Here is a 20218-nt window from a genome sequence, read left to right on the forward strand (position 1 = left end):
CAGCGGCCGCCTGGCGATATCGGGAGCATCTCGGGCCGGAACCGGCTCCGCGAATGCGATTTCTCGCATCGAGCCGCACAAATAAGAATAAAAAAACAGGCCCCGTCGTCATCGACGAGAGCCTGATCTTCAATTCCCCATTACCCGGAGGAGGCGGGAATCCATAGCGTTACGGTCGTTCCGGTCCCCGGCTCGCTCTCCACCGTCAGCGTGCGCCCGTATTCGTACCTTAGCCGCTTGTCGATATTCAGCAAGCCGACGCCTTGCCGCCCGTCCGCCGCAATCGGATCGAACAGCGTCTTCACCTTCTCCGGCGGAATGCCGACGCCATCGTCGGAGATCGCGAATCGCCACCCGTCTTCCGTATGCTGCGCCGACAGCTTCACCGTTCCTCCCTCGAGACGGTCTCCGATGCCGTGGCGAATCGCATTTTCCACCAGGGGCTGGAGCGACAACGGCGGGATGCGGACTCCGAGCGCACCGTCTTCAATCTCGTATTCGAAGCGAATGCGGTCCCGGAACCGCGCGCGCTCAATCTCCACATAGGTATGGATCAAGCCGAACTCTTCCGCGAATTCGACGCTCCCCTCCGCATTGCTGAACCGGAAGCTCCCTCTCAAGTAGTCGGCCAGCGCGACGATCGTTCGCCTCGCCCGCTCCACGTCCGTGTAGCTGGAAGCCAGGATGCTGTTCAGAGCATTGTATAGAAAATGCGGCTTGATCTGAGACTGCAGAAAAGCCACTTCCATATGGATCGCCCGCCCGTGCGAAGCCTTCATCGCCAGCAAGCTGCCGATCCGCGCTCTCAGCTCCTCAAGATCGAACGGCTTCGGCAGGTAATCGTTCGCCCCGGCCAGGAAGGCCGCCACCTTGTCCTGCGGTTGAATGGCCGCCGTCACCATCAGCACCGGGAGCTCCAGCAGCGAATAGCGCTTGCGGATGTCCTGGCATACTTCAAATCCCGACATCCCCGGCATCATCAGGTCGAGGACGACCAGATCGACCTTCTTCGCCCGGTCCAGCTCGCCGAGAGCTTCATAGCCGTCCTTCACCGCGATCACATGGTAATCGGGGCCCCGCAGCGCATCGAGCAGCACTTTGAGGTTGACGAATTGATCGTCCGCGACGAGGATCGTGTGCTTGCCGTTCGCATTCGCATGGTGCGGCGTCGCGAAGGAATAATCCGGCTCCTTCGGGCTGATCTCGTCGTACGAACGGGTCGCCGCCGGCATCACGCCTTGCTCCGCCGCCGGCAGCGTAAACGTGAACACGGACCCGGCGCCCGGAGCGGAGACGGCGGACAGCTCGCCTCCCTGAAGCTCGACCAGTTGCCTCGCGATCGACAAGCCCAAGCCGAAGCCCTGGCCTTGCGAGCCTTCAAGCGACTTGAACGGTTCGAAAATATAGGGAAGATCGCGCTCCTCGATCCCTTTGCCCGTATCCTGCACCGAGATCTCCAGCCAGCCGTCGCGGCTCGTCCCCGTCACGACGACGCTTCCCTGCTCCGTATGCTTGACGGCATTGTCCAGCAGATTGCCGATGATCTGACTGAGGCGGCTCTCGTCCGCCAGCGCCAGCGGAAGCTCCGCGGGAATGCCGTTGACCAGTTGAAGCCGCTTCTCCGTGGACAAGTACGAATAGAACCGGACTTGCATCTCCGCCACGGCATGAACGTCGACCGGCACCGGCGTCAGGCTCAATTGCCCTTGCTTCAGCTTGGACAGGTCCAGAATGTCGTACACAAGCCGGGAGAGCCGTCTGGAGATGTCCGAGACGAGTTCAAGCTTCTCCCGCTGCTCGGCCGTCGGCGGCGAAGCGAGATCGTCAAGCATGGAACGGGAGATATTCATGATGCCGTGAAGCGGCGTCTTGAACTCGTGCGAGGTGCGCGCGAGGAAGTCGTCCTTCATCTTGTCCGCCTGCAGAAGCTGCTCCGACAGGTCCTCGATTTTGCGGAAGGCGTTCGAGAAGCGCAACGACATCAGCAGCGCGAGCATAAGAAGAACGAGGAACGGCTCGACCGGCGGCAGGGAATAGATCGGCATGCCGAAGTACACGTTCAAGTTCTGGTTCATCGTCAGCGCGTTCAGCGCAAGGGCGGCTATGGCCAGGTACGCGCTTCCCGCGATCCGATGCAGCGCCGTCAGGACGAACACATAAGTGGCATAGAGCAGCGAGACGGTCACATAGATGGAAGAGAGCTGACGCCACGGCTCTGCGGTAAGCAGCGAGGCGAAGCCGATATTGAGCGCGAGGAACGCGAGTCCCGCCGCCAGCCCGCCCCGGACAAGCCAGCGGAAGCAATAAGGACGGAATGCCGTATATACGTACAGAAGGAAGCCGAGCCCCACGCCGAAGACGGAAATAATCTGAAGGCGATAATAGAGCCAGAACGGAAGCGGACCGATCGCGGTGAGCAGCACCCGTTCTCCGCTGACGCTCGTGTACAGCGCAATGAAGATGCAAGCCGCGCCGAAGACGACGTGGGACGGATCGTTCCGCCGCTGCGTGTACAAGCCGACAAAGTACAAGCCCATGATCAGAAAAGCGGTCAAGGCGACCCAGTCGTGCGCGAGCGCCCGTTCGCGCACGGCGGCGACCTGGCCGGCTTGCCCGAACACGATCGATTGGAGAATGCCGCTGCCGGCCTTGAAGTCGTAGTTCGCCACTTGAATCCGGATCTCGTTCCAGCCCGGCTGCAGCTCGAAGTAGCTGACGTAAGGCTTGTTAAGCGCCGAATAGTTCGCCTTGTCGGCCGGATTCCCGCTCTCCCCGACGACTTGGCCGTTGACGATAAGCCGATTGGCCAACTGAATCGCTGCGGTCTTGAGCCCGAAGACGCCGTCCGCCTCGCCCAGCCGAATCCGCAGCCGGTACGTCGACGCGCCAAGCGTGTCGATCCCTTGCGCCGCCCAGGAACCGGGCACTTGAACGAGGACGGCTTCGGAGGGAAGCGGAACAGGCTCCCGCTCGCCCAGCAGCTTGCCCGGGTACAGCTCCCATTCCCCGTCCAGCCGGATCGTTCCGTCCTCCTGGAAGCGCCAGCCGCTCAGGTCGAGAACGCCTTCCGCCGCTTTGGGCATCGATCCCTTCTGCACGTTGAAGTAAGCGAACAGCAGACCGTATGTGACAACGAGCAACATCAGCGTGATAAGCGCCGCCGCTGTTTTTCTCCTCACGTGCTCTGCCGCCGCGCCTTCCCTTGGACCTGTCGAATGAGCGCCAACGTCATCTCCTCCAATTCCGCCCCGAGCTGCATCCGGACCGCTTCTTCGAGCTGCCGGCAGACGCGGAGCGCTTCCTTCCGATTGCCAGCATCAACGTGCAGGCGAATCAATTCGCGCCCGTCCGGCTCCGATTCGGGAACAAGGGCCAGCACTCGCTGCAGGCTGTCCGCCGCAAGCGAAAGATTGCCCTGGCTGCGGAACTGCGAGTGCCCCGTTCGAAGAGCTTGGACGTACGAGGACTTGATCTTGAGCTGCCTCGCCGTCGCCCAGCGGTAATCGCAGCCATCCAGGTAATCCCCTTGATAGAGAAGATTCAAGCGCTCGTACAGGCGGCCGTCCAGCCGCCTTCCCGACAATATGCCGCTCAGCAGCCGCTCGAACACGACTGCGTCGATGGCCGCCTCCTCCGCTTGCGCAACGTAGCCCTGACCGACCTTCTCGACGGCGATGGGGATGCGATGCTCCGACAGCGTTCTCCTCAAGTAGGACAAGCAGGTGTAGAGATACGACTTGGCCTTGTCCAGATCGTGCATCGGCCATAGCGCTTCCACGATCTCCGCAGTGCCGACGGGCTTGCCCGCCTGATGAAGCAGGTAGGCGCACAGCTCCTTCTCCTTCTTCGTTCTCCAGGCAACGCCGCCGGCTTCCCCTTCCGGCGCTTGAATATGGAACCCGCCCAGGCACTGGACGATGGGAGAATCGCCCTCGTTCGCATCCGGCGGTTGCCCGGCGTAAAGAGAGAGCGATTGCCGAATGCGCTCCACCGCGGCATACAGCCGCTCCGGCTTAAACGGCTTGAGCAGATAATCCGTGGACTGAATCTCGAAGGCCTCCACCGCATATTCCGCATAAGCCGTCGTGAAGATGATGGGAATGCGGGGCAGCGCGCCGCGAATCCGTCTGGCCGCCTCCATGCCGAGCATTCCCGGCATCTGGATATCCAGGAACACCGCATCGACGGGAGTGCTTCCGATAGCTTCCAGAGCCTGGACCGGACTCAAGTACCGGCCAGCCACTTCGATATCGTCCATCTGTTCGAGCAAGATGCCGAGCAAGTCCAGCGCATCTTCTTCGTCGTCTATGAGCATGATGCGAATCATCGGTGTTTGTCTCCTTACCCTCATTCCTATTCTTCGGCGCAGTTCCGCCGAATTCGTTCCTGTCCTTGCTACTTCGACAACTTGCTACTTCGACACGCGCGAAGCGAATTCCCCCTTGCGCTATTCCTGAGGTTCGGGACGCAAGCGGAATTCCGACGGCGACAGTCCGGTCGCCTCCCGGAAGCTTCGCGAGAAGTAATGCACGTCGGCGTAGCCAAGCGCCGCCGCGATCTCGGTGATCCGCTCTCCGGTCAGCAGCAGCCGCTTGGCGCTGGCGATGCGCTCCCGCATGGTGTATCCCTTGGGGCTTAGCCCCGTCGCTTCTCGGAAGATCTCGGCGAAGTAGGTGGGATGATAGCCGCACAACTGCGCCAGCTCCCGGCTCGACCAGCTGCGCCCCGGCTCGCGGGCGATCGCGTCCAGCGCGGGCGCGACTCGCCGGGCGGACGGGCCGGGCCGCTCGTGCAGCTGCCGACGCACGAGCGCGACCAGCAGCGCGGCCATATAACCGCGCATCGCAGCTTCGCAGCCGAGGCGCTGCTCCCGGTACTCGTCGATGATCGGCCGGAACAGCGGCTCGAGCTCGGGGGCGTGCAGCACATCCGCCAGCGCGATCGGCGAACCTCCGCGGCCGGCGGCGATCCGGTATTCGACCGGCGGCGCCTCCCGCTGCGCGCCGACGCACGGGCGAATGGCCGGCGCAGGATGCACGGAGACGGGCGCCCCGCCCGTCCAATCGAAGTGAATGCTGTACAGCCCCGTCGACTCGTTCGCAGCCGTCTCGATGCGATGCGGACTGCCGCTTCCGTAGAACGCGCAGTCGCCCGGAGACAGCGAATAGCGCTTCGGACCGAGCGCCAGCTCGGCCCGCCCGAACAGTACGTACAGCAATTGGCAGTCCGGGATGACGCGATGCCCCCAGACGAAGCCCGGTTCCGGAACGGCGCGCTCGGCGAAGTGAACGATCGGCCGAATCGACGCCAGCTCGATCGACCGGACTCTCTCGCTCGTTTGCATCGGCACAGCTCCTTCCCGGCATTATAGGCAAATTATAAGGCATCCCCTGGCAAAAGTGCACCTCATTCCCGTCGCCGCTGCAAAGACAAGCGCGAAGCCGCCGATTAAACTGAGCTGGAACATCGACAAGGAGGTTGTGTCTTCATGCTTATTCCTGCAAGGCTTGCCGACAAGCACCGCACCGGCTTCGCCGATCCCGCCGCCATCTATCGCCCCGCCCCGCTATGGGTGTGGAACGACGATATGGAGCCCGAAGCGATTCGCTTCCAACTGCGCGAGCTCGCCTCGCACGGCTTCGGCGGCGCCTTCGTCCACCCCCGTCCCGGCCTGGTGACCGAGTACCTGTCGGAGACGTGGTTCGAACGCTGGGGCGACGCGCTGGAGGAAGCGTCCCGACTCGGCCTGAAGCTGTATATTTACGACGAGAATTCCTATCCCTCCGGATTCGCCGGCGGCCATGTGCCCTCGGAGCTGCCCGACTGTCTCGCGAACTCCGTGCTGTTCCGCGATTATGGAACCGACGAGCTGACGCGGATGCTGGAGAACTCGTCGCCGATGCTGAACCGTCCCGGACATCCGATCAAGGCGTTTGCGGTGCGGGAGAAGCCGGGCCGGACGCCGGCCTGGGAGATCGTCCGCGACGTCACGCTGCTGCCGCTGCCGCAATGGCAGGAGCACGGCGAGCGCTTCTGGGTGTTCGAGCTCGGAACGCCGATGACGAACAATTGGCTCGGCGGCTTCGCCTACACGGACCTGCTGCGGCCGGAGGTGACGGCGCGCTTCCTCGCCGTTACGCACGAGCCGTATCGCGAACGCTTCGGTGACCGGTTCGGCTCGCTCGTCCCGGCGCTGTTCACCGACGAGCCGGAGATCTCGCCGGGCAATCTGTTCGAGCACGGCTCGCCGCTGCCGTTCAGCTTCTGGTTCGCGGGCGAGTTCGAGCGCCGCAACGGCTACGACCTGCGCGATTATTTGCCGTTCCTGTTCCGCGATGCGGCAATGGCGGGCGAGGCGGGGACCGCCGTCGATCCGCCCAAGGTTCGGTTCGATTACTTCGAGACGATCCGCGAGCTGTGGGTGAACAACTCGGTGCGTCCGATCTCCGAATGGTGCGAAGCGCACGGCCTCGCCTACACGGGGCACTATATCGAGCATCAATGGCCGCACCCGTTCCACCGTACGTCCCCGGCCGTCATGTCGTTGTACGAGTACATGCATTGGCCGGCCATCGACTTGCTGGAGACGAAGCTGCTCCGTTCCGACGGCAACGCCGGCGGCGCGGGGTTCGCGCCGCCGCAGGAAGCGCAGCGCGCCCAGGGCGCGTACAACGATCCCGCGGCGCTGCTGATCGTCCGCGAAGCGCACAGCGCCTCCAACCAGTTCGGCAAGGAGCGGGTGCTGTGCGAGGCGTACGGCGCCGGCGGCTGGGACTCCGTGTTCGAGGATTACAAGCGGATCGGCGACTGGCTGTATGTGCACGGCATTAACTTTCTCAATCAGCATCTGACCTACGGCACCATCGTCGGCGCGCGGAAGCGGGACCACCCCCAATCGTTCGACTGGCGCCAGCCCTGGTGGGACGAGTATACGCAGATGAACGACTATTACGGCCGTCTGTCGTATGCGCTGTCCCAAGGGCGAACGGTCAACCGCATCGCCCTGCTGAACCCGACCACCTCCAGCTTCGTGATCACGGCCGAGGATGTCGACGGCGATCCGGCGTACCGGCAAGGCATCGCCGACATGCTGGAGCTCGTGCAGACGCTGTCCGACCGGCAATGGGACTACGATCTGTGCGACGAATACATCATGGAGCGGCACGCTCTCGTCGAGGAATCCCGGCTGTGCGTCGGTCAAGGCCGCTACGGGATCGTCATCGTCCCGGCGGCGATGACGCACATGAAGGCCGCGACCGTCGGCCTGCTGCGCCGCTTCCTGGAAGGCGGAGGCATTGTCCTGGCTGCGGGTCCGGCGCCGACGCGGGTGGACGGCGCGCGCAGCGAAGAGGCGGCCGAGCTGGCCCGCCATCCCGGCTGGCATGCGGCGGAGCATACGGCGGCGCTGCTTGCGCAGTTGTCCGCCTGCTTGAAGCCGCGCCTCCGCCTTGCCGGCGAGGAGCCGGAGCCGCCGAGCGGGATCGCGCATCTGCGGCGCGAATGGGACGACGGCTCCGTCTGCTACTTCATCGCCAATTCCCGGAGCACTCGCTTCGACGGCACGGCGACGCTGCGCGGCCTGCGGGCCGAGCTGTGGAACCCGATGGACGGCGGGGTCACGGAGCTCGGCACGGCGCAGGACGGCGACGGCCAACTGACGCTCGGGCTGTCGCTGAACGCCTCGGGCTCCTTGCTGCTGCGCGTCTGGGAAGACGAGACGGCGGGCGGCGGAACCGGACCGGACATCGCCGGTGCGGCGGCAGCCGGAGACGGCCGATCCGAATCGACGGCCGCGGGCGCAGCGGGATGCGCTCCGCAGCCGCTCGCGCGCCGGCCGGCCGCAGAGCGGCGCGTGCGGGTCGAGTTGTCCGCGCCCGACATTGTGCCGGAGCGCGACAACGTCCTTCCGATCCTGCACTGCGACCTGCAGGCCGGCACCAAGCGCTATCTCGGGCTGCACACGGTGCATGCGGCCCGCTTCGCCTTCGAGCATCACGGCTTCGACAACAATCCGTGGGACAATGCCATCCAGTTCAAGCGGCGGCTGCTGGACCGCAACGATGCCTTCGACGAACGCAGCGGAATTGTCGCCGACTATCACTTCCACGTGGAGGATCGGGACGGAATCGGCGCCGTGCGCTTGGAGCTGGAGCGGCCCGAATGCTACCGGATCGCCGTCAACGGCGTGCCGGCAGAGGCGGTCTCCGGCAGCTCGCGTCTGGACCGTCACATGGGCGCCGTCGATATTACCCGGACGCTGCGGCCGGGGCGCAATACGATCCGGCTGGAGGGGCGGCCGTTCTCGATCCTGATGGAGCTTGAGCCGGTCTATCTGTTCGGGCAATTCGCGGTCGCGCCCCATCCGGCGGGAGGCTGGAGCCTGGCGGCGAACCGTCCGCTCGGGCCGGGCGCGTGGCGCGATCAGGGCTATCCCTTCTATTCCGACGCGGTTCGCTACCGCCATACGTTCAAGCTGCCGGAGCAGGCCGGCCGCGTCGTTCTCTCGGCGCCGTCCTGGAGCGGCGCGGTTCTCTCCGTGCTGGTGGACGGACGGACAGCCGGCCTGCTCGGCGTGGAGCGGGGAGACGAGCTGGAGCTGACCCCTCTCGTGCGTCCGGGCGGCGTCCACACGGTCGAATGCCGGTTAAGCGGCACCTTCCGCAACCTGCTCGGGCCGCATCTCGATGCCGCCAAGCTGCGCAATACGGCCTGGCCGGGCGCCTGGAAGCGTTCGCCGCTCGAAGGGCCTCCGCCGGCGGAGGCCTACGACCTGCTGCCGTACGGACTGCTGGCTCCTATTGAGATTTGGACGATTCCCCGGTAACATACTGCTTAATACCGAGCCTGCGGCGACGCCGCAGCCCGGGGAAGACGGAAGGACGGGGAGCGCATTGAAGAGAATATTGGCGTTTAAGCAGAAGCTGGTCCTGACGTATGTCATCTTCATTGTGCTCCCCATGTCCGTGCTCGGTCTGGGCGCTTACCGCCTCTACAGCCAGGCCATGGAGCAGAAAGTAAGCGATTTCGTACAGCAAGTGGCCGTAAGCACCTCGTCGAATATCGAGATGTACATCCGCGAGCTGGAGCAATTCACGCTGATGCCTTACTACAATCGCGAGCTGCAGGACATGCTGACATCAGGCGCGGCCGCCGAGGAGCTGTCGGACGCCGATATCAAGCAGACGCTGGAGCAGAACTTCAGCTTCTGGCAATCGCAGCGCGGCAGCATTGAAAATATCACTTACTTCAGCAAGCCGGGCGAAGGAACAAGACGCATCTACAGTCTTGGCTACCTGCTGCCCGGTCTTGCTGTCGAACAAATGCCCTGGTACGCCGCCTTTAACGATTCCGACGCGCTTGTCGCCGCCCTGAGCCTGCATCGGCCCGAAGCGAACCAGCTTGTGCAGGACGGAGAGCCGCTGCAGGTTTTTTCCCTCGTTCGCAAAATTTATTACTCCTCCACCTTGCTGAGAACCGCCGGCTACTTCCAGGTCGACTTTACGCTGGAGGATATCGAACGCATCATGAGCCGCGTCAACAAAGAGAAGAACGGCTCCTTCTTCGTCATCGACCAAGACGGGCAGATCGTGTACGCCGACGATCCGGTGAAGCCCGAGCTGCTGTCCTCCGTCGCCGGTCTGGACGCCGACAGCTCCGGCCCGCAGACGATCTCGCTGGACAACAAGAAAACGATCGTCGTGCAGCACCCTGTGGGCAAGATGGGGTGGACGGTCATCGGGTACGTTCCCGTGTCGCGAATCGTATCGGGCATCGCTTCGGTCCGCAACTCCATGCTGCTGATCGGCACCGTCTGCATCGCCATCGCTCTCGTCGTATCCGCCGGCATCTCCTACCGCATGACCAAGCCGATCTACAGGCTGATCTCGCTGATCAAGCGGGTCGAGCGCGAGGACTTCGAGATCGAATACGACAATCCGCCGCGCAACGAGCTCGGACAGCTTATCCGCAGCTTCATCCGCATGAGCCGACGGCTCGACGAGACGATCCGCCATCTGTACCAGGCGGAGATTATACGCAAGGAGAGCGAGCTGCAGGCGCTCAAATCGCAGATCAATCCGCACTTTCTATTTAACACGCTGGAGACCATCAAGATGAGAGCGGAGCTCGACGAAGCCGACGGCACCGTCGACATGATCACGGCGCTCGGCAAGCTCGTCCGATCGTCGCTTCGACCCGGCGGCGATTTTATTACGCTGCAGGATGAGAAGAGCTACTTGATAAATTATTTCTTTATCCAGGAGAACCGCTACGGCGGACGCTTCGATATCGCGCTCCATGTCGAAGAAGCGCTGCTGACGGGCTATATCCCCAAGCTGCTCGTGCAGCCGCTCGTCGAGAATGCGTTCTATCACGGGCTCGAGATGAAGCCGGGCAAAGGCAAGCTGAACGTCAGCATCACGGCGGAGAGCGGCGCCGTCAAGGTGCTCGTCGCGGACGACGGCCTCGGCATCACGGCGGACCGCCTGATGGAGCTGCGACGCCGGATCGGCGCGGAGATCCTTAAGCCGCAGCACGACGGCGGCAGCATCGGGCTGGTCAATGTAGCGGCCCGCATCCAACTGTACTTCGGTCCTCCTTATTCGATGCGCATCGACAGCCGTCCCGGCGGCGGGACGGAGGTTGTCCTGCTGCTGCCCCTTATCGTCAGCGAAAGCGAGGTCGAACGCTATGTATCGGGTTATCATCGCGGATGACGAAGCCTCGATCCGTCAAGGCATCCGCAAAATATTGCAACGCTTCGCGCCGCAGTGGGAGCTCGTCGGCGATGCCGAGGACGGCGATGCCGCGATGCGGGAGATCGTTCGGCTGCAGCCCGACCTCGTCATTCTCGATTATCGGATGCCGGGGCTTACCGGCATCGAATGCTGCGAGCGGATTGCGGCGGAGGCGCCGCATATCCATCGGATTCTGCTGACGGCCTATCAGGAATTCCAACTGGCCAAGCAGGCGATCGGCTGCGGCGTTGCGGCGTTCATCACCAAGCCGCTCGACCGCGGCGAGCTGCTGCAGACGCTGGACAAGGTCGCGCAGACGATCGACCAGGAACGCAGCGAACGGGCGCGGCTGGACGCCCTGCAGCAATCGCTCAGAGCCGCGCCCCTGGCCGAGAAGCTCTACTACAGGCACTTCCGTTCCGGGCAGGACGACCGGGAGCCGGCGGAGCAGAGCGAGCTGTCCCTGGAACAGTTGCTGCACGGCAACGGCGAGGAAGCCGATGCGATCGGGCAGCAGCGAAGCGCACCGGACGCTCCGCTGCTGCAGCGGGTCCAGCAGTTCGTCTCGGAGTCGCTGGCCGACGGCGTCAGCCTGCAATCGGTCGCCGATCGCTTCGGCATGAATGCGAGCTACTTCAGCCGTCGCTTCAAGTACGAGACGGGGCGGAATTTTGTCGTCTTCCTCAAAGAATGCCGCATGGAGCGGGCCAAGAAGCTGATCGAGCAGAGCGAGCACAGTCTTCAGGAGATCAGCGAGCTGATCGGGTATGCCGATCTCAAGCACTTCTATCGCGTCTTCAAAGAGCACACCTCGTATTCCCCCAGCGAGTACAAGAAGCGGCACAGCTAGCGGCGGGCGGCAAGGCGGCGACAAGGCGGCGGCAAGGTAAAGAAATTCATCCGAAAGTAAAATCTCCCCCACTATCGTGCGTATCCGGCCTGAACTAAGATGAATACAGAAATGATTACGCTTTCAAATAATCTTTGTTGAGGGGGATGGCCATGGTGACGAACAACGGCGTCAGAAGCTCTGCGGCTCTGGCCGCACTGGTTCTCTTGCTTAGCGCATGCGGCGGCAACAACGCCACGGGAGGCAATTCCGCTTCGCCGGCGCCGGCATCGAGCGGAGCCGCCAGCGGCACGGAAGGAAGCGCGGCTGGCGCGGCCGGCAATTGGACAGGCACGATCACGATGTATGCACAGTCGTACACGCCCAACGCCAAAAATATTGCCGGTCTGAAGCAACAGACGGCGCTGCAGGATGTCGCCGACGAGTACGAGGCGGCCCACCCGGGCATCAAGATTGAATTCGTCGACGAAGAATTCAAGGACTATACCCAAACCGTTCGAGTCAAGGCTGCAGCCGGCGAATTGTTCGACGTATTCTGGGGCCAATGGGCCGATCTGAACAATACGTTCCCCAAGGGCATCGCGGAGGACTTGACGCCTTACTTCAATCAACCGAACCCGTATATTCCCGGCAAGGCAACCTGGGGCGAGGCGATGAATGCCACGGTCGTGAGCGAGACGAAGTCCCCGGACGGCAAGAGCTACAACATCAACGGCGATTATGTGGCGACCGCGTTCTTCTACAACAAGGATCTGTTCGCGCAAGCGGGCATCTCCGCGCCCCCGGGCAGTTGGGCGGAGCTGATCGAGACGACCAAGAAGCTGAAGGACGCCGGCATAACGGCCATGTCGCAGGCGCCGGATTACGACTGGTTCCAGCGCCACTTCCTGTCCGACTTCTACGCCGGGGAGTTCGAGCAGATCGCCGGCTACGACCAGAGCCCCGGCGTCTCCTCGCTGGATCAGAGCGTCGCCATCGACAAGGGCTTGCTGAACACCTCCGACGAGCGCTTTATGGGGTGGTGGCCGCTGTTTAAGCAATTGACCGACAACTGGAAGCAGGATTACTTGTCGTCCGACCCCGGCGTCGTCGGCAGCAACGCGCGCAACGACTTCCTGGCCGGGAAAACCGCGATTTTCTATGACGGCAGTTGGCTTCCGGAGAACGCCAAGGACGCCAACGTGAACTTCGAGCTTGGCTCGTTCAACTTCCCGGTGCTGACGCAGTCGGACACCCCTTACACAACCGGCACCGACGTCTCCGGCGCGGTCGGCGGTCCCAACGCGGCCTTCCAGTTCGCCGTCGCGACCAAGCAGGCCGACTCCACCATGAAGGAAGAAGGCAAACAAGCCGCCGTCATCGACTGGCTGCAATTCGTCGGCACGCCGGCGAACGTCGAACGCATCGTCAACGAGCACGGCACCTTCGTGCCGACCTGGCCGGACACGAAGCCTGCGGAGAGCATGACCGAGCTCGCGAACCAGGCATCCAATGAATTGAAGGCGCTCGGCGTCGGCGGTTCCTCGCCCAATATGACCAAAAATATGCAGCGCATCTTCGGCCTCTACCTGAGCGGCAATATCGATCTCGCCAAAGCCACCTCCGAGGTGCAAAAAGAGCTGGACGCGGCGATCAAGGAATATCAATCCAAAAACAGCGTCGATCTGGGAACCTATTAAGGCGCTGGGTGGATCACAGGAAAAAGGGAGCCGCCGCTTGCACGCGCTCCCTTTTTCTATCGCCCGAGCGCCCATGAGAGGAAAGGTGCCGCATGACAGGCAAAACAAAGCTCAAAACCGCGCTGACCGGATACGCTTTTATCCTGCCGACGTTTATTTTCCTGATCTGGTTTATGTATTATCCGGTCTATCAGGCTCTGATCGGCGCCTTCACCGATTGGGACGGCTTCAATGCGCCGCATTATATCGGCCTGGACAACTTCGTGCGGCTTGTTGGCGACGAAGTGCTGCGGCAATCCACGATCAACGCCTTGATCTGGGTCGTCCTGTCGATCGTGCTGGCCGTCGTCCCTCCGTTCCTCGTCGCAGAGCTGATTTTCCACTTAAGACGCGAACGGGCGCAATACGTCTACCGGACACTCTTCGTCGTGCCGATCGTCATTCCCGGCATCGTCACCATCCTGCTGTGGCGGTTCCTGTACCAGGGAGACGGCGCCATCAACCAGTTGCTGAAGCTGATCGGGCTCGATTCCTTGCAGCAGCTCTGGCTCGGCGATCCGAATATCGCGCTGTATTCGATCATCCTGATGGGCTTCCCGTGGATCAGCGCCTTTAATCTGCTCATCTTCTACTCCGGTCTGCAGAGCATCTCCTCCGAGGTGCTGGAGGCCGCCAGGCTGGAAGGAGCGACGGGCTGGAAGCGCGTATGGCGGATCGACATTCCTTCTTCCTATCCGCAACTGCGGCTGATCGTCATCCTGACGCTGATCGGCAGCCTGCAGAACATCATCCCTCCGCTCATCATGACGAACGGCGGTCCCGGCTATTCCACCTATGTGCCGATCCTGCATATGTACAACGTCTCGACCGTCAACGGCGAGTTCGGGTACGGCATGTCGATCGCGCTTGTCATGTTTGTCATCATCTTGCTGCTGACCCTGATCAACATGAAGCTGATCAAATCCGAATCCTGAGGACGGGAGGTCCAACCGATGCGCGCTCTCCGCCGGCCAGGAGCGGGGCAATTGTTGCTGCTGCTGCTGCTCGTGTTCAACCTGCTGCCCATTTATTTTATTGTTGAGAATTCCGTCAAGACTCCGCTCGAATTCGCCTCCAGTACGCTGAATTTCCCCCAGACGCTGCAATGGAGCAATTATGGCGTTGCCTGGGAGAAAATCGGCGGATCGCTCTACCATACGTCCGTCATCATCGCGGCCAGCATCGTCGCCATCGTCGCCTTCTCCGCGATGAGCGCCTACGCGTTCTCCAAGCTTCGCTTCCCGCTCCAAAACGCGCTGTTCCTGCTGGTGTTCGGCCTGCTTCTGATTCCGGGCTTCCTGACGCTGATCCCGCTTTATCTGCAGATCAAGAAGCTGGGCATAAGCGACAGCTACCTGGCGCTTATTCTTCCTTACATCGCAGGCGGACAGGCGTTCAGCATCTTCGTCCTCAAGACGTTCTTCGAACAGCTGCCGGACGAGATCTTCGAAGCGGCCCGCATCGACGGCGCCGGCAATATCCGCATCTTCTCGACCATCGTGCTGCCGCTCTCCGTCCCGATCTGCACCACCGTCGCCATCATCAACATCACGAGCCTGTGGAACGATTACCTGCTGCCGTCGCTGCTGCTAAACCGCGCCCATCAGACCGTCACGATGGCGCTCGTCTCGTTCGAAGCGGCCGCCGGCAACTACGGTCTCAGCGATTACGGCGGCATGATGGCCGCCTATCTGATCGCCGCCGTCCCGCTGCTGCTGCTGTTCTCGCTGCTGATGCGCAACTTCGTCGAAGGCATCTCCAGCGGTTCGATCAAGATGTAGCCGGTTATCATGCAGTCGGTCACCATGCAGTCGGTCACCATGCAGTCGGTCACCATGCAGCCGCTCACCAGAGAACAAGAACGTCGCCGGTTGCGCCTTCCGCCCGGCAAGCGGAGCCGTCGAACGTCCACGGCAGCGGTTCTTCGCTGTGCAGATCGAGCATCGCGAAGCCCGCAGGCGGCTTCGGGCCGTCAAGGGGCGGCAGCACGGTCAGCGTCGCGTTCTCCAGCGAACGGACCTCGATCGCGCGCTGCTGCGCATAAGTCGTCGTCTGGGCTTCGCGGCACGCAACGACCGCGCGGCGGCGCTCCCGAAATCTATACATTCGGCCTGGATGACATACGCTTCCGCAGAAAAACGGTCAGGGAAGCTCGCGGGGAGCTTGCTCTGACCGTTTTTTGGGTGGCGGATTGGGTGGCGGATTGGGCTGCGGAGGGTATGCGAGGTGCTATTCGCTCATCAGGCCTGATGACTTTTGCGATTTTATATCATTTTTCACATTCGTCGGCGTGGATTAGGGGAATTTGAGCCGTTTTATGTGATATTTCGCATATATACGATAACTCGAGCCGGGAATGTCTCTATGAATGTGATTTTTCGCATATAATCGCCCAAACGACCCGTTTTCGTGCTGCGCGAATGTGGTTTTTCACATAAATTCCTGCCTCCAGCGGGTTCGGTGGGGTCGATGGGGGTGGCGGATTCGATGGGTTCAATGAGATTGATGAGTTCGATAGGTTCGGTGAGTTGGTTGGGGCGATAAGTTTGATGAGTTCGGTGAGTTTGGCGGATTCAGTAGGTTCGGTGAGTTGGGAGGGTGAATAGGTTCGATGGATTCGATGGATTCGATGGATTTGATGGATTTGATGGATTTGATGAGTTCGGCGGGTTCGATGAGTTCGGTGGAGTCGAGGGGTTCCGGCCGCCTTCATTGCTCTTGTAGAGCTCGAATGGGGGGGGCGGAACCCGCGCTCTTCCGGTGCGATGCCTCAGTTCAAATTGCCGGGCACCGATTTTAGAATTTTGCCGGATGGGTGCGGCTGCGCCCCGGATACGGCAGGTCTAATGAGCTTCATGTGGCCATTCACCTCCTTCGCGGCGTTGTTCCTGCCTCCACAGCAGGCCGAGCACCCGCTTGAGCTGCCTCTTCTCATGCGGGCAAGGGCGTTGTCCCGTGCGAATCCGGTACAGCGGACAATGATTGCCCTGGCAGGCCGGACGGAAAAAGCAGGAGCGGCACACGGAGTCCCGTTCTTCTCCCGAGTCGGTCCAGAGCGCAATCTTGTCCCTGTCGAGCTGCACGCTCCCGTCCGGGAACAGCCGGCCGACCCGATTCGCCTCGTCGTCGAGCGCGATCGAGCACTTGTACAGCCGACCGTCCGAGCCGACGACAAGCGAGTTCGACTTGGCGGCGTAGCCACACCGAGCCGGACGGCATAAGCGCGTCCGCGATCGTCTCGCTCATCGCGAGCCCGCAGCCGATGCCGCGGCCCGTCAGCTCCCACAGATGCCGGTCGGCCGCCGTCCGGTCGCAGACGGGAATCCGCTCGTCGCCCGGGCCGCCCCAGCGGCCGACCGGCCTGACGAGCAGCCGGAACCGGTCGTCTCCGCCGAACAGGGCCGCCAGTTCCTCCAGCAATTCCGGCACGACGCCGACAATATCCTCGTCGAAGTTAACCCGCAAATCGATCTCGAAAGGATCGCTTAGAGCGCGCAGCCCATGCAGATTGGCGACAATCGTCGCGTAGGTCGGCCCGCCCGCGCGCAGCTTCCTCCTCCGATCGTGAACCGCGGACTTCCCGTCCAGCGTCACCATGTACCGGCGAATGCCGCAATCCAGCAACCGCTTCATTCGTTCCCTCGTCAGCCAATACCCGTTGGTGGACATATCCGCCGAATAGCCCGCTCCGCCTCGCGCGCAACTGTCCATAAAGCTGAGGGACAGCTCCTCGATCGCGCCTGCCGCAAGCAGCGGCTCCCCGCCGAACCAACTGACCGACAGATGCTCGATCCCGGGTGCCATCCGCCGGACGTACGCGCCGAGGCCGTCGAGCGTCTCCCGGCTCATCGCGCCGCGGGGGAACGTCTGGTAGCAATAGGTGCAGCGGAAGTTGCAGGCTTCCGTCGGCATGATGACCAAGTGCTGCGACTTCGCCGCCTTCAGCGCCTCGTGCAGCCGCTGCGCCTGCACCTGTTCGTCCGCGCCCGCCGGCGTCAAGAATCCGGCTTCGGCCAGCTCGGCCGCCAATCCTGCGTTCGCCTCCGCAACCCTTCCTTGGTTCAGCAGCCCGCGCGCTTCCCGCGCCTCCTTCGGCGAGAGGGACGCGATCGCTCCGGTCAGGCTGTTGCAGAGCATCGCCCCCCGATCTTCCGTGCTTGCCATGCGGGTATATCGAGAGACCGTCCATCTTCGCTCCATGCCAACTCACAACCTTGCCTTCAGTATCCTCCAGTATGCAGCTTCACTTTAACACAATCGGACCGGGCTCATTGTGACGCCCGTCACCCGGACGCTTCCGTTTATCTGCTAGGATGGGAGCTATGTCCCGACACCGCAATTCAGCGAAGGAGGAATCGGTTCATGAATGGAGCCCAAGCGCTTGTTGAATTGCTGCTGGAGCATGAGGTGGACACGTTGTTCGGCTATCCGGGAGGCGCCGTACTGCCGGTGTACGATGCGCTGTTCGACTGCGAGCGCATCCGGCACGTGCTCGTCCGGCATGAGCAGGCAGCCGTCCATGCGGCGGACGGCTATGCCCGGGCGACCGGCCGGCCGGGGGCGGCACTCGTGACGAGCGGTCCCGGAGCGACGAACGCGGTGACCGGCATCGCCACCGCCTATATGGATTCCGTGCCGCTCATCGTGCTGACCGGCCAGGTGGCGACCGGGATGATCGGCCTCGACAGCTTCCAGGAGGTCGACATCTATGGAATGACGATGCCGATCACCAAGCACAATTACATCGTCAGAGACGTCGCGGAGCTGCCGCGCATCGTTCGGGAGGCGTTCCATCTGGCGACGACGGGCCGTCCCGGGCCGGTGCTGATCGACCTGCCCAAAGACGTCATGACGGCCGCGCTCCCTGCCGGGCGCGACTCGCTGCGCCGCGGCCCGCTCCGGATGCGCGGCTACCGTCCGAGCCGACCCATCGCAGACTCCGTGCTCGACGCCGCGGCGGAGCGGCTGAACCGCGCGGAGCGGCCGGTGCTGCTGATCGGCGGCGGCTGTCTCGCGGGCAAGGCCCCGTCGCTGCTGCGGAGCTTGGCGGAGCGCTGCCGCCTTCCCGTCGTCTCGACGCTGATGGGGATCGGCGCGTTCCCTTCCCGCCACCCGCTGCATCTCGGGATGGTCGGCATGCACGGCACCGCCCGGGCGAACCGGGCCGTGTTCGCCGCCGACGCGCTCGTGTGCCTCGGCATGCGCTTCAGCGACCGGGTGACGGGCAGCCGCCAATCGTTCTCGCCGCATTCCTGCAAAATCCAGATCGACATCGACGAGGCCGAGCTGAACAAGAACGTCAAGGTCGACCTCGCGATCTGCGGCTCGGTCGAGGATGCCTTGCGCGGCCTCGCCGCCCGGCTGACGCTGCGCGTGGACGAGCCCTGGCACAGCAAGCTCGCGTCATGGTCCGGCCGCGCGCCAAGCTTCGCGCCGGGCGCGGAACAGCCGCCGGGCAAGCGGCTGACGCCGCAGGAGGTCATCCGCCTGCTCGACGAGGCGACCGCGGGAGACGCGATCGTCGCCACCGACGTCGGCCAGCATCAGATCTGGACGGCGCATCATTACGCCTTCTCTGCGCCGCGTTCGCTGCTGACGTCCGGCGGCCTCGGCACGATGGGCTACGGCTTGCCCGCGGCGATCGGGGCGGCCGTCGCCTTCCCCGACAGGCAAGTCGTCTGCGTCAGCGGGGACGGGAGCTTCCAGATGAACATGCAGGAGCTGATGACCGCCGTCGACCTCGGAGCCAATGTCAAAGTCGCCATTCTCCGCAACGGATACCTGGGCATGGTCAGGCAGTGGCAGCAGCTTTTTCTCGGTCGCCGCTATTCCTCCGTGCGGATCAGCTCGCCCGACTTCGCCGCATTGGCCCGCTCGTTCGGCGCCCAAGGGTATCATGCCCGCACCTTGGACGAAGCGCAAGCCGTCATCCGCTCGGCGCTGCAGACGGCCGGGCCCGCCGTGCTGGAATTCGATGTTGCCGAGGAGGAGAACGTCTATCCGATCGTCCCGCCGGGAGCGAGCAACCAGGAGATGATCGAAGAGTAGCGCGGCTGAGAAAACGATGCAAAGAAAATAAGCCGCCTGTGATGCCCGTCACTTCACACACACTATATATTGGGTTTATCATTCTTCTTGTAAACTAAATATAGTGAACGGGAGGTTCATATGCTTGCCTTCTACCCGCGCTTCGTTCGCACGTTCGACGATCTGCCCGGACATGTCAGCTTGCTGATTCACAGTTGGAGCGGCTGCAATATGCGCTGCCTGGGCTGCCACAACTACGATGAATTGATCGCGGCCAAGCCGGACGGCCGGCAGTTGTCGGCGGCTCAGGTCATCGAGCGGCTGAGCGACGGGTGCGGCCTGTTCGACGCGCTGCTGCTGAGCGGCGGGGAGTTCCTGATGAACGGGCTGGCCGAGATCGAAGATTTCCTGCGCCGGGCGCGGGAACGCTTCGACGGACCCGTCGTCGTTCTGACCAACGGCTCCTACCCTCGGAAGCTGCGACGGCTGCTCGACAACGGGCTGCTCGACGGCGCCCTTATCGATATGAAGCTGCCCTTCCACCAACTCGATCCGCAGGAGGATCGCGACATCTACGAGGCCATCATCGGCATCGTTCCGTCGGAGCGCCGTCGCCGGGATCTTCTCGAGTCGGTGGAGGCCGTTATCCGTCACAACAGCAAGCTCAGCCAAGTGCGGACGGTACGCTACCCGCTGCTGAGCGACGAATACTTCGAACAGATCCGCGTCTTCGTCGATACCATGAACCGCCGACACGGCAGCTCCGTCCCCTGCTTCCTGAACCCTTTTTTCCCGCCGGAAGTGCCTGTGTCGCCCGAATCGTCTGTACCGTCTGAACCGTCTAGATCGCTTGAACCGTTGCTCCACTCTTAACCTGGAACGGAGGA

General features: G+C 62.6%; 13 protein-coding genes and 1 pseudogene. 8 read left to right on the top strand and 6 right to left on the bottom strand.

The annotated features are described in order from the left end of the window. Positions 1-140: 140 nt before the first annotated feature. The 3 genes from E6C55_RS05545 to E6C55_RS05555 all read right to left on the bottom strand — a co-directional run bounded on the left by E6C55_RS05545 (position 141) and on the right by E6C55_RS05555 (position 5344). Positions 141-3179, bottom strand: coding sequence for a hybrid sensor histidine kinase/response regulator (locus E6C55_RS05545; protein WP_136368795.1), 3039 nt, complete (start codon positions 3177-3179; stop codon positions 141-143). Beyond that, entirely contained in the window at positions 3176-4327 is a 1152-nt protein-coding gene (locus E6C55_RS05550) for a response regulator (RefSeq protein ID WP_136368796.1), read from the bottom strand. The genes E6C55_RS05545 and E6C55_RS05550 overlap by 4 nt, the downstream gene beginning before the upstream one ends. A 120-nt stretch (positions 4328-4447) precedes the next feature. Then, on the bottom strand, positions 4448-5344 hold the full coding sequence (locus E6C55_RS05555; protein WP_136368797.1) for a helix-turn-helix domain-containing protein: 897 nt from the start codon (positions 5342-5344) through the stop codon (positions 4448-4450). A gap of 144 nt (positions 5345-5488) precedes the next feature. On the opposite strand from E6C55_RS05555, the gene E6C55_RS05560 reads away from it, so the two are divergent. The 6 genes from E6C55_RS05560 (at position 5489) to E6C55_RS05585 (ending at position 15085) form a co-directional block, all read left to right on the top strand. Beyond that, entirely contained in the window at positions 5489-8824 is a 3336-nt protein-coding gene (locus tag E6C55_RS05560) for a glycosyl hydrolase (protein ID WP_136368798.1), read from the top strand. 67 nt (positions 8825-8891) lie between these two features. Further along, positions 8892-10715 carry a cache domain-containing sensor histidine kinase gene (locus E6C55_RS05565; protein ID WP_168735475.1) on the top strand — a complete coding sequence of 608 codons (1824 nt, stop codon included), beginning with the start codon at positions 8892-8894 and terminating at the stop codon, positions 10713-10715. Further along, entirely contained in the window at positions 10690-11586 is an 897-nt protein-coding gene (locus tag E6C55_RS05570) for a response regulator transcription factor (protein ID WP_136368800.1), read from the top strand. Before E6C55_RS05565 ends, E6C55_RS05570 begins: the two co-directional genes overlap by 26 nt. A 152-nt stretch (positions 11587-11738) precedes the next feature. Next, positions 11739-13265, top strand: a complete 1527-nt coding sequence (locus tag E6C55_RS05575) for an ABC transporter substrate-binding protein (protein WP_168735476.1) — start codon at positions 11739-11741, stop codon at positions 13263-13265. Between the two features lie 92 nt (positions 13266-13357). Beyond that, complete coding sequence (locus E6C55_RS05580) at positions 13358-14239, top strand: carbohydrate ABC transporter permease (protein WP_211093528.1); 882 nt, start codon at positions 13358-13360, stop codon at positions 14237-14239. An 18-nt stretch (positions 14240-14257) separates the two neighbouring features. Next, positions 14258-15085 carry a carbohydrate ABC transporter permease gene (locus tag E6C55_RS05585; protein WP_136368802.1) on the top strand — a complete coding sequence of 276 codons (828 nt, stop codon included), beginning with the start codon at positions 14258-14260 and terminating at the stop codon, positions 15083-15085. A gap of 64 nt (positions 15086-15149) precedes the next feature. Here the strand turns inward: E6C55_RS05585 and E6C55_RS05590 are convergent, their stop codons facing one another. The 3 genes and pseudogenes from E6C55_RS05590 to E6C55_RS35195 all read right to left on the bottom strand — a co-directional run. Further along, positions 15150-15410, bottom strand: a complete 261-nt coding sequence (locus E6C55_RS05590) for a hypothetical protein (protein WP_136368803.1) — start codon at positions 15408-15410, stop codon at positions 15150-15152. Between the two features lie 737 nt (positions 15411-16147). Continuing rightward, a complete protein-coding gene (locus E6C55_RS34560; protein ID WP_330999601.1) occupies positions 16148-16456 on the bottom strand; it encodes a hypothetical protein in 309 nt (102 codons plus the stop codon). Between the two features lie 397 nt (positions 16457-16853). Next, positions 16854-17504, bottom strand: a pseudogene (locus E6C55_RS35195) (radical SAM protein); the annotation flags it as partial. Between the two features lie 162 nt (positions 17505-17666). Between E6C55_RS35195 and ilvB the strand changes: the two are divergent. Together ilvB and E6C55_RS05605 are read left to right on the top strand one after the other, a co-directional pair. Beyond that, positions 17667-19352 (top strand): biosynthetic-type acetolactate synthase large subunit, encoded by a 1686-nt coding sequence (ilvB, locus tag E6C55_RS05600; protein ID WP_136368804.1) that lies wholly within the window; start codon positions 17667-17669, stop codon positions 19350-19352. Between the two features lie 120 nt (positions 19353-19472). Then, positions 19473-20204, top strand: a complete 732-nt coding sequence (locus E6C55_RS05605; protein ID WP_136368805.1) for a radical SAM protein — start codon at positions 19473-19475, stop codon at positions 20202-20204. The last annotated feature ends 14 nt before the right edge of the window (positions 20205-20218 follow it).

Origin of the sequence: Cohnella fermenti (genome assembly GCF_004801405.1) — a bacterium.
Lineage (GTDB): Bacteria > Bacillota > Bacilli > Paenibacillales > Paenibacillaceae > Cohnella > Cohnella fermenti.